The sequence below is a fragment of the Flavisericum labens genome (genome assembly GCF_045446075.1).
Taxonomy (GTDB): Bacteria; Bacteroidota; Bacteroidia; order Flavobacteriales; family Flavobacteriaceae; genus Flavisericum; species Flavisericum labens.
On record NZ_JBJJBQ010000004.1, the window covers coordinates 311,569 to 327,721 of the forward strand.

General features: G+C 34.9%; 17 protein-coding genes. 11 read left to right on the top strand and 6 right to left on the bottom strand.

Features of this window, described 5'->3' with window-relative positions; all coding sequences use genetic code 11:
• Positions 1 to 21: 21 nt before the first annotated feature.
• Genes ACIEHO_RS09530 through ACIEHO_RS09540 form a run of 3 tightly spaced genes read left to right on the top strand, consistent with a single transcriptional unit; the run spans position 22 to position 1,715 of the window.
• Positions 22 to 552: an RNA polymerase sigma factor gene (locus ACIEHO_RS09530; RefSeq protein WP_406971050.1), complete on the top strand. Its 531-nt coding sequence runs from the start codon at positions 22 to 24 to the stop codon at positions 550 to 552.
• Complete coding sequence (locus ACIEHO_RS09535) at positions 553 to 1,356, top strand: anti-sigma factor (protein ID WP_406971052.1); 804 nt, start codon at positions 553 to 555, stop codon at positions 1,354 to 1,356.
• An 8-nt stretch (positions 1,357 to 1,364) separates the two neighbouring features.
• A complete protein-coding gene (locus ACIEHO_RS09540; protein WP_406971054.1) occupies positions 1,365 to 1,715 on the top strand; it encodes a ribose-5-phosphate isomerase in 351 nt (116 codons plus the stop codon).
• Positions 1,716 to 1,768: 53 nt separating this feature from the next.
• Here ACIEHO_RS09540 and ACIEHO_RS09545 read toward each other — a convergent pair whose 3' ends face one another.
• Together ACIEHO_RS09545 and ACIEHO_RS09550 are read right to left on the bottom strand one after the other, a co-directional pair.
• Entirely contained in the window at positions 1,769 to 2,401 is a 633-nt protein-coding gene (locus ACIEHO_RS09545; RefSeq protein WP_406971056.1) for a hypothetical protein, read from the bottom strand.
• Between the two features lie 4 nt (positions 2,402 to 2,405).
• On the bottom strand, positions 2,406 to 2,900 hold the full coding sequence (locus tag ACIEHO_RS09550; protein WP_406971058.1) for an RNA polymerase sigma factor: 495 nt from the start codon (positions 2,898 to 2,900) through the stop codon (positions 2,406 to 2,408).
• Between the two features lie 704 nt (positions 2,901 to 3,604).
• Between ACIEHO_RS09550 and folE the strand changes: the two genes are divergently transcribed.
• The 3 genes from folE to yidD all read left to right on the top strand — a co-directional run bounded on the left by folE (position 3,605) and on the right by yidD (position 6,123).
• On the top strand, positions 3,605 to 4,282 hold the full coding sequence (gene folE / locus ACIEHO_RS09555; RefSeq protein ID WP_406971060.1) for a GTP cyclohydrolase I FolE: 678 nt from the start codon (positions 3,605 to 3,607) through the stop codon (positions 4,280 to 4,282).
• A gap of 41 nt (positions 4,283 to 4,323) precedes the next feature.
• A complete protein-coding gene (cysS, locus tag ACIEHO_RS09560; protein WP_406971062.1) occupies positions 4,324 to 5,805 on the top strand; it encodes a cysteine--tRNA ligase in 1,482 nt (493 codons plus the stop codon).
• A 96-nt stretch (positions 5,806 to 5,901) separates the two neighbouring features.
• The gene (gene yidD / locus ACIEHO_RS09565) at positions 5,902 to 6,123 is read left to right on the top strand and encodes a membrane protein insertion efficiency factor YidD (RefSeq protein ID WP_406971064.1); all 222 of its coding nucleotides are present in this window, start codon (positions 5,902 to 5,904) and stop codon (positions 6,121 to 6,123) included.
• A gap of 177 nt (positions 6,124 to 6,300) precedes the next feature.
• On the opposite strand, the gene ACIEHO_RS09570 is transcribed toward yidD, so the two are convergent.
• Together ACIEHO_RS09570 and ACIEHO_RS09575 are read right to left on the bottom strand one after the other, a co-directional pair.
• Entirely contained in the window at positions 6,301 to 7,764 is a 1,464-nt protein-coding gene (locus ACIEHO_RS09570; RefSeq protein ID WP_406971066.1) for an aminoacyl-histidine dipeptidase, read from the bottom strand.
• 312 nt (positions 7,765 to 8,076) lie between these two features.
• Positions 8,077 to 8,580 (bottom strand): class I SAM-dependent methyltransferase, encoded by a 504-nt coding sequence (locus tag ACIEHO_RS09575; protein WP_406971068.1) that lies wholly within the window; start codon positions 8,578 to 8,580, stop codon positions 8,077 to 8,079.
• Positions 8,581 to 8,800: 220 nt separating this feature from the next.
• Between ACIEHO_RS09575 and ACIEHO_RS09580 the strand changes: the two genes are divergently transcribed.
• The 3 genes from ACIEHO_RS09580 (at position 8,801) to ACIEHO_RS09590 (ending at position 11,984) form a co-directional block, all read left to right on the top strand.
• On the top strand, positions 8,801 to 9,868 hold the full coding sequence (locus tag ACIEHO_RS09580) for a DUF3810 domain-containing protein (RefSeq protein WP_406971070.1): 1,068 nt from the start codon (positions 8,801 to 8,803) through the stop codon (positions 9,866 to 9,868).
• Positions 9,869 to 9,892: 24 nt separating this feature from the next.
• Positions 9,893 to 10,687, top strand: coding sequence for a TrmH family RNA methyltransferase (locus tag ACIEHO_RS09585; RefSeq protein WP_406971072.1), 795 nt, complete (start codon positions 9,893 to 9,895; stop codon positions 10,685 to 10,687).
• 64 nt (positions 10,688 to 10,751) lie between these two features.
• Positions 10,752 to 11,984, top strand: coding sequence for a M48 family metallopeptidase (locus tag ACIEHO_RS09590; RefSeq protein ID WP_406971088.1), 1,233 nt, complete (start codon positions 10,752 to 10,754; stop codon positions 11,982 to 11,984).
• Positions 11,985 to 12,066: 82 nt separating this feature from the next.
• On the opposite strand, the gene ACIEHO_RS09595 is transcribed toward ACIEHO_RS09590, so the two are convergent.
• Both ACIEHO_RS09595 and ACIEHO_RS09600 read right to left on the bottom strand, forming a co-directional pair.
• Complete coding sequence (locus ACIEHO_RS09595; RefSeq protein WP_406971074.1) at positions 12,067 to 12,591, bottom strand: hypothetical protein; 525 nt, start codon at positions 12,589 to 12,591, stop codon at positions 12,067 to 12,069.
• A gap of 663 nt (positions 12,592 to 13,254) precedes the next feature.
• Complete coding sequence (locus tag ACIEHO_RS09600; RefSeq protein WP_406971076.1) at positions 13,255 to 14,106, bottom strand: PPK2 family polyphosphate kinase; 852 nt, start codon at positions 14,104 to 14,106, stop codon at positions 13,255 to 13,257.
• Between the two features lie 82 nt (positions 14,107 to 14,188).
• Here ACIEHO_RS09600 and ACIEHO_RS09605 point away from each other — a divergent pair, with 82 nt between their 5' ends.
• Positions 14,189 to 15,046: a hypothetical protein gene (locus ACIEHO_RS09605; protein ID WP_406971078.1), complete on the top strand. Its 858-nt coding sequence runs from the start codon at positions 14,189 to 14,191 to the stop codon at positions 15,044 to 15,046.
• 566 nt (positions 15,047 to 15,612) lie between these two features.
• On the top strand, positions 15,613 to 15,999 hold the full coding sequence (locus tag ACIEHO_RS09610) for a pyrophosphohydrolase domain-containing protein (RefSeq protein ID WP_406971080.1): 387 nt from the start codon (positions 15,613 to 15,615) through the stop codon (positions 15,997 to 15,999).
• The last annotated feature ends 154 nt before the right edge of the window (positions 16,000 to 16,153 follow it).

Here is a 16,153-nt window from a genome sequence, read left to right on the forward strand (position 1 = left end):
TTTCAATTACTAAACTAATACATGGATCTAGACCTACTCGTTAGCCAATTTAAACAAAAAGACGAAAAAGCTTTTGAAACCTTATACAACATGTATAGCGAGAGTATGCATGGTGTTATTTACAATATTGTGAGAGACCACTCTATTGCAGAAGAAGTCATGCAAGACGTGTTTATCAAGGCATGGCATAAATCCGATACTTATTCCAATAAAAAAGGGCGTTTTTTCACATGGATTTTAAATATATCCAGAAATGCCGCCATAGACAAAACGCGCTCTAAAGCCTTTAAAAAATCAAAACAAAACCTTCATTCCGAATATTTCGTAGATATCCTTGAAACCGGTGAAAGTTTAGATAATAAAACTGACGCCATTGGTATAAAAAAGTTTGTAACCAGGCTGGCTGAAAAATGTAAAGCCGTAATCGAACTATTATATTTTAAAGGTTACACCCAAGCTGAAGCTTCTGAAGCCCTAAAGATGCCTATTGGCACCATTAAAACAAGAAATAGGAGCTGCATAAAACAACTTAGAAATTTAGTATTGAATTAAATGGATACAAAAGCCTACATAGATTCCGGAATTTTAGAGCTATACGTGGCTGGCACACTTTCTGAAAAAGAAAACCAGGAAGTGTACAATCTAATGATGGAACACCCTGAGATTTTGCAGGAAGTTTTGGAAATTGAAGCCTCAATAATAAAATTAACTTCGGCCGTAGCGCCTTCAACGAACAAAAACAAAATTTTCAAAGCCGTAAAAGACCACGTAGGTTTTGCCAGAAAATCAAAAGTTATTCCAATGTCCAAGCCCAAGTATAATTGGATTACATACACAGGTTGGGCCGCAGCTGTTATTTTAGGAACCGGAATGTTTTGGCTAATTAGCCAAAACAAGCAATTACAAAGTGATATCCAAATAGCCGACACACAACAGGAGCTTTTAGAAATACAAATTGAAAAATCAAAAAACAGCCTAGAAGAGGCGAATACATTAATAACCGTTTTAAGAGACGATAACATCACCCAAATCCCATTGGCTGGCCAAGGCAGTTTTGCCAGCACTTATGCCAAAGTATATTGGGACAAATCTTCAAAAAGGATATTTCTGGACGCTCAAGGACTACCGGAACCACCAGAAGGGAAAGTATATCAAGTTTGGTCCTTAAAATTAAGTCCTTTAACTCCCACAAGTTTAGGAACCATTGACAACTTCATTTCTGATGAAAACAAAATTTTCGAGATTGAAAACCTAAACGAAAGTGAAGCCTTTGGTATAACCCTAGAGCCTGCTGGCGGCAGTGAAACACCAACTATGGACCAATTGTACACTTTAGGTGTGGTAAACGCGTCATAACATTTAAAATGCCGAAAGCAAATTACCATGTTTATGTTGTGGAATTATCAAAACGTGTATTTACTGAAAACTCTAAATTTAGAAATGCCAATCCGCAATTTAACGGGGTGCTGCAATGTGTTTATGTTGGGATGACGAGCAAAACGCCCAAAGAACGTTTTATTCAACATAAAACCGGCTATAGAAACAAAAAGGGCTATAAAATTTCATCAAATATTGTTCAAAAATACGGTCTGTATTTACGGCCTAGTTTATACAACCACTTAAACCCCATCGACACCAGAGATGAAGCCATTGACTTAGAAGAAAAACTAGCTCTGTATTTGAGAAGGCAAGGTTATGCTGTTTGGTTTAACTAAAAACCTAAATAAGGTTAAGAAATGTATAAAAAATTTTCAATTGATTATGAAATTTAATCTTCAAGCTGTTTTAATTCTCTATAATTTTTATTAAGCCTTTTGAGCAACAAGCCATAAATAAGTTTATAAAACAGCCAAATTACAAGTATAAAAGCAATGGTTGAAACAACTAAAATTGCGGTAGCCATCATAGTTTCCTGTTTACTAAAATGCGCTATTTGGTCAGCCAATTCAGGATTATGCGTAAAAGCAAAATAAAAACCAACAAGCAACGAAACTCCCGCCATGATTAAATTGTAAAGCACGTAGTACTTGATTATCTTTCGGGTTCGCAAGATGCTTTCCATTAATTTTTTTGAGCTATCGGTTACCGATATGGATTTATACGCTTTATACAAAAGGTAGATGAACAATAGAATTACCACATAACTAAAAATGGTAAGTTCTGTAAAAACAATGTCATCGGCATAAACATCATCAAGGCGTTTTCTGTAAGCATCCGATGTAAAATAAGGTATGGTATTTATCAAAATCCAAAATACCAACTCAGCGACACTAATATAAAACAATGTCTTAACAACTGAAGACGATTTTTTATGCAACATCGGGTAAAGATCAGAAACCGTTAGCTTTTTATGCTCTGACTGCTTATCCCAGCCTTTCTTTAATAATTCTAATTCATCCATAGCCTTACGGATTTAAAATGGTTTTTAGTTTAGTTTTAATTCTGTTCATTTTCACTCGGGCATTCACTTCACTAATACCTAATGTTTCACTTATTTCCCTGTAATTTTTATCTTCAAGGTACAGGAAAACCAAAGCTTTTTCTATATCATTTAATTGGTGTACTGCCTTGTACAATAATTTAAGTTGCTGTTCTTCGGTGTCATCATAATCCTCAGCTTTTATTTTAAATGCTACACCTTCAAAATCTTGCGTATTTATGGTTCGCTTAGATTTTCTATAAAGTGTAATTGCAGTATTTAAAGCTACCCGATACATCCAGGTACTAAACTTTGAATCGCCACGAAATTTTGGATAGGCTTTCCAAAGTTGAATGGTTATTTCCTGAAACAAATCGTTGTGGGCATCATAATTATTGGTGTACAATCGGCATATTTTATGCGCTATATTTTGATGCTTCTCCAGCAACTCAACAAAACTATGTTCTAGTTCTTTATTCAATGTAATGGTTTAGTTACTATGTAAGTAGTTTTATTAATTTAAATGTTACAGGAGTTTTTTAAAAACAGCATCAAGAAAAGCATTTACTGGAAATAAAGGTCAATCAAAATCATCCAAAACAACACCTATTCTTGTCTATAAGAGAAATGATTCATAATCAATCCTAGTTTTTATTTTCATTAAATAAAAAGTTTAAATAATCAACGTATTCAATTGGATATCAAAACAAATAAATATCACTATAAATAAATTCTATAGTCTCAATTTAATAAAAATAATGATGAAACACGCCCGGCACTTAGGCTAATATATAAAAAACAAAATAAATAAAATGTGGGTTAAAATTTTCTGAAATATCACTTAAATAATTTCATATTCTCCACTCCATCCGTTCAACATTTTTTTATCAATATTTCTAGTAAAAACACAGATTAAAGGAAACTGTATTCCATGATGACTCTTACCATTTTCAAAAAAATCCTGTCGAAATTTTCTACATATTAAACATTGTTTTTCGTAAATTTAACATGATAATTGCAAGTATTAAATATTTGCAAACACAAAGCATAACAATTGGGAAATGCTTATCTTTGCAAACTAAATTTTGATGGGTTTACCTTAATGACAACAAAAGTCAACTTACTGAAATTAAGCACAGTAAAACAAAAACGTCATAAGAAACCGTTGAAAACAATAAATTTTACATGAAATTCGACAACAATTTAGAAGATTTTGACGCTTTAGGAAACGAGCACATTGGCACTTCAGAAAACACACCAATGCGCAGTGATGCCTTTAAACTATCTAATGACGAAAAAATAGACATCATTAAAGACGATGTTCGTCATATTATGGAAACTTTAGGTCTCGACCTATCTGACGACAGTTTGAAAGGCACACCAAACCGGGTTGCCAAAATGTTCGTAAAGGAAATTTTTGGGGGTCTAGACCCTGATAAAAAACCAAGCGCTTCTACATTCGACAATAAATATAAATACGGTGAAATGTTAGTAGAAAAAAACATTACCGTTTATTCTACTTGCGAACATCACTTATTACCCATTGTTGGAAAAGCCCACATTGCTTACATTTCAAATGGTTCAGTGGTTGGGTTATCAAAAATGAACCGTATAGTGGATTATTTTGCCAAACGACCACAGGTACAGGAACGCTTGACCATTCAAATTGTTCGCGAACTTCAAAACGTATTGGGCACCAAGGACGTAGCTTGCGTTGTTGATGCAAAACATTTATGTGTAAACTCACGAGGCATCAGGGATATTGAAAGTAGTACAGTAACTTCTGAATTTGGTGGAAAATTTAAAGATATGGCCACTCGTCGTGAATTCCTTGACTACATAAAATTAGACACCAAGTTTTAAGATTATTTAACCCAAATAAATAACCGCAAGCTAGCCAACTAATGCAACTACATCAAACCCAAAAAATTAAAATATACAATTCTCTAAGCGGCAAAAAGGAAACATTCAAACCCATTGAAGAAGGCTATATAGGCATGTATGTTTGCGGTCCAACTGTTTACAGTAACGTTCACCTGGGTAACGTTAGAACATTTATGTCTTTCGATATGATTTTTAGATATCTTAAGCATTTGGGCTACAAAGTACGTTACGTTAGAAACATTACCGATGCCGGCCATTTGGAAAATGACGCGGACACTGGTGAAGATAAAATCACCAAAAAAGCACGTTTAGAACAAATTGAACCCATGGAAGTGGTTCAACAATACACGGTAGATTTTCACAACATCTTAAACACTTTCAACTTCTTATCACCTAGCATTGAACCCACCGCAACGGGACATATTATTGAGCAAATTGAACTCATTAATACCATAATTGAAAACGGTTTTGCCTATGAGGTTAATGGGTCGGTTTATTTTGATGTGCATAAGTTTAACGAAACTAACGAGTACGGAAAATTAAGCAAGCGTAAACTTGAGGATTTAATTCACAACACACGTGAGCTTGACGGACAAAGTGATAAAAAGAACCCACAGGATTTTGCCCTTTGGAAAAAAGCCGAGCCCCAACACATTATGCGATGGCCTTCGCCTTGGAGTGACGGTTTTCCGGGATGGCATTTAGAGTGCACGGCCATGAGTACTAAATATTTGGGTGACCAATTCGATATTCATGGTGGTGGTATGGATTTAAAATTTCCGCACCACGAGTGCGAAATTGCGCAGAATGAAGCCGCAAAAGGGATATCTCCGGTTAATTATTGGATGCATGCCAATATGCTTCAACTTAACGGACAACGCATGTCTAAATCTACCGGGAACACCGTAAACCCAGATGAACTGCTTTCGGGCAACAACAAGTTTTTCAGCAAGGCCTATTCACCAAGCGTTATTCGCTTTTTTAACGCACAATCGTCGTATCGCAGTGTGTTGGATTTAACCGATGAGGGCTTATTAGCTAGTGAAAAAGGTTATAACCGACTTATGGATGCACTAAACCTTTTAGATGGATTAAAAGCAGCTGAAACCTCATCATTCGATGTGGCTGCTTGGAAACAAAAATGCTACCATGCGATGAACGACGACTTTAACTCGCCCATTTTAATTGCGCATTTATTTGAAGCTGCCAAGTTTATCAATCAAGTTAAAGAAGGTAGCGAAACCATTTCAGAAGACGATTTAGACCTTTTAAAAGGCACGATGGACAGTTTTGTTTTTGATGTACTCGGGCTTTTAAAAAGCACAAACAACGAAAACGGGACCGATAAATTGACAGGTGCTGTTGATGTTTTAATAAAACTGAGGCAGGAAGCACGAGCAAATAAAGATTTTGCCTTATCTGATAAAATTAGAGATGAGCTTGCAGAAATAGGCATTCAGCTTAAAGATGGAAAAGACGGCACGACGTTTTCTGTTAATTAAAACTTTTTGTCCACCTGAACTTGTTTCAGGTTCTCATACATAGCAAGTTTTGAATTTGTTTTACATTCTGAAATAAATTCAGAATGACAATCTTATATGAAAAAACTACTCATTGCGCCATTATTATTTTTAATAAAAGTGTACCAAATATTTATTTCACCTTTAATGCCCGCAACGTGCAGATATACGCCAACATGTTCTCATTACTCTAAAGAAGCTTTACAAAAACACGGCTTGTTAAAAGGTGGCTGGCTATCTCTAAAGCGTATCTTGAGCTGCCATCCTTGGGGTGGCTCGGGTCACGACCCAGTTCCTTAAAATGAAGATTTAAAAAAGGAAAAAGTATAAATTTCAATGTTTCTTTTTAGAGGCAGATAATGGTGCTTACTTTATGTTTCATTAAAACAAATACTTTTTACAATTTTCATTTGATCGCCCTACAAATATGAATTAAACATAGGTTAAATACGAATTCATTCGACAAAATGCATTATTTCAATTTCTGCTCGGTATATTCCTCAAAATCTCCAATACAAATTTCCAGTATTTTTGAACTGATGAAATCTGGGCGCGTTCGTCTGGTGAATGTGCTCCTTTAATATTCGGACCAAAACTTATCATATCCATTTCAGGATAATTTTGGCCTAAAATACCACATTCCAATCCTGCGTGGCAAGCTGCGACATGCGGTTTTTCTCCATTTAGCTTTTCATACAAAGGCACCATTACTTTTAAAATGGCCGAATCCATATTGGGTTTCCAACCCGGATATTCTCCCGAAAACTCTACTTCGCACCCTGTAAGCTCAAAGGTAGAACGTAAGGTATTGGCTAAATCTATTTTAGAACTCTCTACAGACGAGCGTGTTAGACAAGCCACTTTAATTTGCCCGTCCTTTACCGAAACACGTGCCACATTATTGGATGTTTCAACCAAATCTGGCATATCAGCACTCATGCGGTATACGCCATTTAAAGCAGCATATATAGCTCGGGTTAAACCTTCTTGAACACCTAAATCCATTATTCTATTTGGCGTATCGGTTTTTGAAACCTCAATAGTTAAATCGGGCTCCATCGTTTTTAATTCGGTCTTGATGGTTTCTGAAAGCTCATTCATTTCTGCCAGAAAAGCATCTTCATGAATGGCATCAATGGCAACAATAGCCTTACTTTCTCTAGGGATGGCATTTCGCAATCCGCCACCATCAATTTCAGAAATTCGTAATCCGAAATTTTCAAAACCATCAAACAAAAGTCGGTTCATAATTTTATTGGCATTGCCCAACCCTTCATGGATTTGCATGCCCGAATGCCCACCCTGTAAGCCTTTTACTTTTAATTCGAAGCCTATTTTAAATTCTGGGGTTTCCTCTTCGTTATAGGTTCGGGTGGCCGTAACGTCAATACCTCCTGCGCATCCTACACCAATTTCATCATCTTCTTCGGTGTCTAAATTAAGTAGAACACCACCGGAAAGGAGTCCACCGTTTAAGCCCATAGCGCCAGTCATACCTGTTTCTTCATCAATAGTAAAAAGTGCTTCGATAACTGGATGCTGGATATCTGTACTTTCTAAAACAGCCATGATAGTAGCTACCCCCAAACCGTTATCGGCCCCAAGTGTAGTTCCTTTAGCACGTACCCAATCGCCATCAACATACATGTCGATGCCTTGGGTATCAAAATCAAAATCGGTATCGTTATTCTTTTGGTGAACCATGTCAAGATGCGACTGCATGACAACCGTGGTACGGTCTTCCATACCATTTGTGGCCGGCTTTTTTATAATCACATTACCAACTCCGTCAACTATGGTTTCCAATCCCAGATTTTCACCAAAATTTTTCATGAATTCTATAACACGCTCTTCTTTTTTTGAGGGACGCGGTACGGCATTTAAATCAGCGAATTTGTTCCAAATTTCGGTGGGTTGTAATTGTCTTATTTCTGAATTCATGAAATGATATATAAAGTTAGGCAAAGGTAATTATTCTTATAGGAATAATAATCATTTACATATTTTTGAACCAGGCTGAAAAAGAATAAAACTACAAGCTTATCAATTTGGGTAACTGTTTATTAATAGTCTTTGTTTTTATGTTCTTATTTTTCGCACTATCCACTGATAGCGAAAAGCCCACTTCCATCGAATTTTATAATTACTGAAATTTAATTCTTCAGAAAAATTAATTAATTCCTCATTTTTAAAACCTCTTAAAATCGAAGTTAACCCATCTTCAGTTGTCATAGTATTTAATCGAAACAAAAATCAGAATCCTTGATATAGACGATAAGCAATGATATTTCTATGCAAGTCATTAATCACAATTCCAATATTCGTATTAATATAAAAAATCCTCAACAAATAAATTATTTCATCGTCTTTAAAATGATGTAGAGTCAGGGTACACAGAACTATATCGTATTGTAATTCCTCATAAGATTTTTCAAATATATCTACACACTGATAACTTATATTGGAATATTTTTTAGATAATTGCTTCGCATGACTGATTGTAAAATCATTTGCATCAATTCCAATTAATCGAAAACTCCAATTATTTTTCAAACCATAATCTGCTTGAATTCGTAACATATCTCCATTGCCACAACCTACATCTACAATAGTAACTTCTCTCGATTTAGGAACATCTATTAATAAATCCTGGACACCTTGAATAGTCAAACGGTTTCCTCCTAAAAACCGATTAATTTTGGCGATTTCATCTAAATTATCACGTAAGAGTTCTCCTTTCATGTCAAAATCATCCATGATTTCAGATTTATCAGTTCTATATTTAGTGTTTATAATCATTTTTATAAATTAATAATTTATTGATGTTAAATTATGACTTTACAGAACTCTTTAGTTTAATACTCCAAAGTTGTTGCGGTTTAAGTTTTCATATTACTGAATTCATGACATGACGTTCAAAGTTAGGTAAAGGTAATTATTCTTATAGAATTAATAATCATTTGCTTATTTTTGAACCATGCTGAAGAACAATAAAAACCTATTGGCGTTGTCGCTTATTCCGCAATACCTACTCGTGAAATGGTTATCGAATTTTCCAGATTTTATAGAGCGTTTTTATAGCAATGGGGTTTATCCGTTTGTTTCGAAAATTTTCAGATATATATTGGGCTGGATGCCATTTTCGTTTGGTGATATTGTGTATGCTTTTGCAATTATTTACATGCTGCGATGGCTTTTCAAAAACCGAAAGCGACTACGGAAGGAAACCGTAAATTGGGTACGCGATGTAGCTTCAGCTTTGGCCATAGTCTACTTTGCTTTTCATATTTTTTGGGGTTTAAATTATTACCGTTTGCCTTTACACAAAAACTTGAATTTGGAGGCTAATTACACCACGGAAAAACTGGTTCTGGTTACCGAAAGATTAATTAATAAATCGAATGCCATCCAATTAAAAATAGCCAAAAACGATACAATAATGGTTGATGTGCCGTTTAGCAAAAGTGAGATTTTAAAATTGGCGCCGTTGGGTTATGAACGTTTAAAAGAAACTTTTCCGCATTTGGAATACCATCCCAAAAGTGTAAAAAAATCGCTGTTCAGTTACCCGTTAACCTATATGGGATTTAGCGGGTACTTAAATCCGTTGACCAATGAAGCACAGGTGGACGCATTGATTCCAGCATATAAATTCCCTACCACAGCCACACACGAGATTGCCCATCAATTAGGGTATGCTGCCGAAAATGAAGCTAATTTTATTGGCTGTATGGCCGCAATTAAGCACGATGATATTTATTTTAATTACACTGGCTACACGTTTGGCCTTCGGTTTTGCCTTAACGAAATTTACCGACGCGATGAAGCCCTTTACGAAACCATGATTGAAACCGTTAACTCAGGCATTTTGAAAAACTATAAGGAAGTACGCGAGTTTTGGGATACGCACCAAAATCCTGCGGAGCCTTTCTTTAAAATCTTTTACAGTGGTTTCCTGAAAGCCAACAAACAAAGTAAGGGCATGGACAGCTATAATTATGTGGTGGCCTTATTGGTTAATTATTTTGAGGATAAATCGCTCTAATTAATTTACATTTGCTTGAATACCATGAAAGAAATAGTGAGCACAAATAATGCCTTTGTGAAACAACTTGTCCAATTAAAAGACAAGTCGCGCGAACGTAAAAAATCAGGCACATTTTTAATTGAGGGCCAGCGCGAAATTCAATTGGCCATAAAAGGTGGCTATGAATTGGAAACCGTTTTATTTTTTTCTGAATTGTTTTCTAAAGAACAGCTTGACGACTTAATATATGAGCAACCCAACACTATTGAAATTTCGAAAGAAGTCTATCAAAAACTGGCGCATCGTGGCACTACAGAAGGTATATTGGCTGTTGCGAAAAGCAGAAATCATTTGATTGAAAATTTAAGGTTCGGAAATAACAGCCCGTTGGTTTTAGTGGTAGAAGCACCAGAAAAACCAGGGAACATTGGTGCCCTATTACGTACCGCTGATGCCGCCAAGGCCGATGCCGTAATTATTGCTAACCAAAAAACCGATTTATACAATCCGAATATCATTCGTTCTAGCGTTGGCTGTGTGTTTACCAACCAAATAGCCACAGGAACAACCCAAGAAATTATAAGTTTTTTAAAATCTAAATGCATTAATATTTATTGTGCGGCTTTACAGGCTTCGGTTGACTACCACACACAAGACTTTACAAAACCAACGGCCATTGTTGTAGGCACGGAGGCGACAGGACTGAGCAACGAATGGATAGAGCATTCTACACAAAATATTATCATACCTATGCAAGGTGAAATTGATTCCATGAATGTATCAGTTGCTGCAGGAATTCTTATTTTTGAAGCCAAAAGACAACGAAATTTTAAATAACAAACCTTAATAATGAGATTGCGACGCTACGAAAAAGCACCTCGCAATGACATACAAAGATTATATGACAGCTCATACTTTATTCTATATCATTATAGCCATTATCGTCATCAATTTTATTATTGATAAAATTTTGGATGCTTTAAATGCCAAACATTTTAACGATAAACTTCCCGAAGAGTTAAAAGATGTTTATGATGAAGCCGAATACAAAAAATCGCAAAACTATAAGGCAACCAAATATAAATTTGGATTATTAACCTCAACGTTCTCTGTAATCTTAACCTTAGGTTTTCTTATTTTAGATGGCTTTGAATTTGTCGATAACATCGCCAGGAGTTATAGTGACAACCAGATAATAGTTGCCTTAATTTTCTTCGGAATTATAATGATTGGTAGTGATATATTAACAACACCATTTTCCTATTACAGCACCTTTGTAATTGAAGAAAAATTTGGGTTTAATAAAACCACAATAAAAACCTTTATTCTAGACAAAATAAAAGGTTGGTTGATGATGGCCATAATTGGCGGTGGTATTTTGGCACTTATAATTTGGTTTTATCAAATCGCTGGACCAAATTTTTGGCTTTATGCTTGGGGGCTTGTTGCTGTATTTACATTGTTTATGAATATGTTTTACTCCAAGCTTATCGTACCCTTATTTAATAAACAAACCCCGTTGGGAGAAGGAACTTTGAGAGATAAAATTTCGGCATACGCAAAAACGGTTGGGTTTAAACTCGATAAAATTTTTGTGATTGATGGCTCTAAAAGAAGCACCAAGGCTAATGCCTATTTTTCAGGTTTTGGCAGTGAAAAACGGGTAACGCTCTACGATACTTTAATTAACGACTTAGAGGATGAAGAAATTGTGGCGGTATTGGCTCATGAGGTGGGGCACTATAAAAAGAAACACATTATTTTCAATTTGTTTGTTTCCATTTTAACCATTGGTTTTATGCTTTTTGTGCTTTCATTATTTATTTCAAATCCGTTATTATCGAATGCTTTAGGGGTTGAAATACCTAGTTTCCATATTGGCTTGATTGCTTTCGCTATGTTGTACGCACCCATTTCTGAAATTACTGGGTTGATAATGAACATTTTTTCCAGAAAATTTGAATACCAAGCGGATGATTATGCCAAAAACACTTATAAAGGTGAACCATTAATTACCTCGCTTAAAAAACTTTCTAAAAATAGTTTGAGTAATTTAACACCGCATCCTGCGTATGTGTTTATGCATTATTCACATCCTACGCTTTTGCAACGGATTGGGAATTTGAGGAAGTAGTGTTGTAATATAAAAATCGATAACCAAATACACTCTAGTTTTATGGTTACCGATTTAAAAGTTCTAAATACTAATGTAGTGACTAATAGGTGATTTCACCTGACGCCGCATGTGAACCAATACCAGTGACTAAATCAATAACACCATTGTTGGCATTTAACCAACCTGTTGCACCATCAAACCGACCTGTGCCACCCGTTATGGTTATAGAAACAGTATAGGTAGCCAAGGTACCTTCAGCTGGTAAAGTAAGTAGGAGCTCTGACGTAGCATATAATATATCTCCATTTGCTGCATAAGTTATATCATTTCCTGTAATCGTTAAAGTACCATCACCATTATCTATCACACCTGTAGTCTCAGAGGTACCATGAATTTTACCAAAATGTGTCTGAGTGCCATTAAAAGCACTAAATACATCATCAATAGGGGCAAATTCAATAGAATTGGATATGGGTTTACTTACCCGTTTGCCTTTTTTACTTTTTTTTGCTGTTAAGTCTAATGCTTCGGTATTCGTGATAGTCGCTTCGTCTAAGGATTCGGTCTGGCAAGACATTGCTAACAATATCGCAAATAGAACTGTAAATTTTAAAATTGTTTTCATAATTAATGGCTTTAAGTTAATATTTAATTAAATGCTATTAATTGTCGTCTACTTAAAGTGAGTATGGTAAAATAAATGTGTTCGGAAATTGAATTCTAAAGAGTATTAGAAATCATGTGATTAACAAAGAATTGGTTAATCTAAGTCAATTTAGTAGTATATGAGGACTAAATTAGATTTTTAAATATAGTAAAATAAACTATAATTCCATCATTTTAAATGAATTATTATTTTGAAATAAGCTATTAATAAAATAATAAATACCTATATGCAATTAAATGAATATTCTCAAAATACGGCAAATAAATTCACCTAACCAATAAAAAAAATATTCAATGTAGAACCTTAAATGGTATCAGTTAAAAAATATTAAAAAATAAACACCGCATCCTGCGTATGTGTTTATGCATTATTCGCATCCTAAGCTTTTGCAACGTATTGGTAATTTGAGGAAATAACGCTATTACAAAAGAGGCACGACTAAAGTAATCTGTTACCGTCACTCCGAGGAGGCACGACGTGGCAGTCTGTTTGTTTTAAGTTCCTTTGATGAGATTGCTTCGCTCCGCTCGCAATGACGTAAACATCAAAAGATTGCTTCACTGCGTTCGCAATGACACTTTAAAAAAGATATTGTGGAAAGCCCGTTAAAACGCCCAAACACTATTCCCTTTCAAGCTGATTTTTATAATTTTCTAGATTGGCCTTGATGTTATTCTCTAACTCTGGTTCTTTAATATCGGTGTAGGCCGTTAGCTTATCGTAAAGGATTTTAGCCACCAAATATCGCGCAGTAAGCTTATCGTCGGCCGGAATAGTGTACCATGGCGCATGTGGCTTCGATGTTTTGTTTATAGCTTCTTCATAACACATCTGGTAATTGTCCCAAAGTTCGCGCTCATCTAAATCGCCCGGTGAAAATTTCCAGTTTTTTTCGGGTTTGTTTAAACGCCGTAATAGTCGGTTTTTTTGTTCTTCTTTTGATACGTTCAAAAAGAATTTGAAAATTATGGTTCCATTATCCGCAAGATGTTTTTCAAAATTGTTTATTTGCTCAAAGCGACTTTCCCAAAAGGCATCGTTTATATCTTCCAAAGAATTTACAGTTGGTATATTTTCACCTAGGATATATTCTGGATGAACCCTCGTAACAAGTACATTTTCATAATGGGTTCGATTGAATACCGCAAATTTACCCCTATCAGGAAGCGCAATATAATGTCGCCATAAGTAGTCATGACCCAATTCTGCTTCTGTAGGCACCTTGAAACTATGAACCATAACCCCTCGAGCATTGAAATCCTTAAAAACCTCGCGAATTAAACTATCCTTTCCTGCCGTATCCATTCCTTGTAAGCAGACCAAAACAGCATATTTGTCATGAGCATACATGCTATTTTGCCAATCGCCAAGCTCTTTTCTTATTGATTTTAGCTTCTTCTTGGCTTTTTTTATTTCTTCCTTAGTTTCAATGTTTTTTAGTTTAACAGGAGCAGTGACTTTGTATTTATCCATGTAATAAGGTTTTTTAATGGACTTAAATATAAAAAATGATATCGATAAACGGACGAAGAACTAAAAATACGCAATAATTAAAATGACTATTTCACTAATTTCGATGAACGACACTCGGGTTAAACTAGTTTTTCATATTTTCGCTCAACCTATTTATGAAACCCTTATCAACCCAACCATGAAACATTTTCATTTACTTTTATTTTTACTGACTACTTTTTTCATTAGTGCCCAAAACGAATGTGATACAGCCAATAGCTATTTGGTAAATGCCTATTCGCATGTAAAAGACTCTTATGAGTCAAATAACATCAGTCATCTTAAATACTACGCAAATCGCTCGTTGGAATCTTTTAAGCTTTCCAAAGAAAACCTAAGCAGTTGCGGCTGCACAAAAGCTCTTAATCTTGTCAAGAAAGGTATCGACATATTAGCACATGTTGAATTAGCAGAAACTTACGAAGATGGACGTTATTATGTTAAGCGAGGCAGAGAAATTGCCAAAGAAAGTATTGTTGAACTTGATAAATATACAGCTTCGGGATACAAAAACGAAGCCACCACTTCTACTTCTGAAACTCTTTCTTCATTAGAAATTGCACAACGACAACTAAAGGAACAGCAGCAGGCTTTAAAAAAACAGGAACAGGCTATAAAACAAAAGTTAGCAGCGCAAAAATCAAAATCGCTACAGCTAGAAAAACAAAAGCTAATTAATGACTATGAAAAAATTATGGTTTCCAATATCGAAACCTATAACAAATCCTTACAGGTCTGTAATTGTAGCCATAAATTGCAGAGCAACAATATTCAGGATGAAAATATGGAATTAAAAAGTATTGTTGAAATAAAAAAGCATTACATCAGCAACTTAAAAATCATTACCACTAAATACCTCAATAGCTTAAATGCTTGTGAAAATAAACAAGCTGCTGAATAAAACGTAATTTCAATTTATTGTTGGAATTGATTTGAACAAAAGAAAAACTAAACAGAATCTTAATTAAGGTTCTGTTTTTTTGTTGACACTAAACACCAACAATAAAATATTAATAACGATAAGAACGCTTAGAATTAATAAAATATTCATCTTTAGTTTGGTTTAGTATTTATTAGATGCAACCTTTTACAAAAGGTTGCGTTGAAAAGTGAAATTTATTTTTGGCTGTTGTCAGGTACATATATATGAATAAAAAATTGGACTATTTCCCAAAAAGCAACTTCTGTTACTTCTCTTAAACGGGCATCTATTTAAAGAAGAACTTAATAGCAGAAATAAATAGTATAAAAGCGACAAAGGCAATTAAAACCCAGATGCTACCTGCGTAAAACTTTTTGTGGAGCTTTAAATCCCTTCGGTAAGTATAGGCAATAATAATAGCAAAAGCTATAAAAAATAAAACCCCAAAAATGATTTGACCTTTACTGAACATATGGTTACTTTTATGCAAAAATAAATAATTTATTAATGAAAAGATTCCTGCCTGCGCAGGAATGACAAAAAATATGAAAAATAAAATAGAGGCCGTAAAAGCATTTCATACGGCATTTAAAATTGGGCACCGTGAAACACCAAAAGCAGATTTAGGTTCAGCCAAAAATTTATTGAGATACAAACTCATGCGCGAGGAAAACGAAGAGTACCTTGAAGCCGCTAATAACAATGATTTGGTTGAAGTAGCCGATGCTCTTGGCGATATGCTTTATATTTTATGCGGTACCATTATTGAACACGGTATTCAACATAAAATAGAGGAAGTTTTTGATGAAATTCAACGCAGCAACATGAGCAAACTGGGTGAAGGCGGACAACCCATTTACCGAGAAGATGGCAAAGTACTTAAAGGGCCAAACTATTTTAAACCAGACATTCAAGCTATTCTGGATAAATAGATTCTTTTCATGCTGAACTTGTTTCAGCATAGCATATTATTGAAACTTCAAACGAAAACCTGAAATTAAGGTTTAAGATGTCTAGTCCTAAATAACCGATACAGATTATTAAAGGATTAAATTTATAAATTAAAGCTGAACAATGGTAACATTG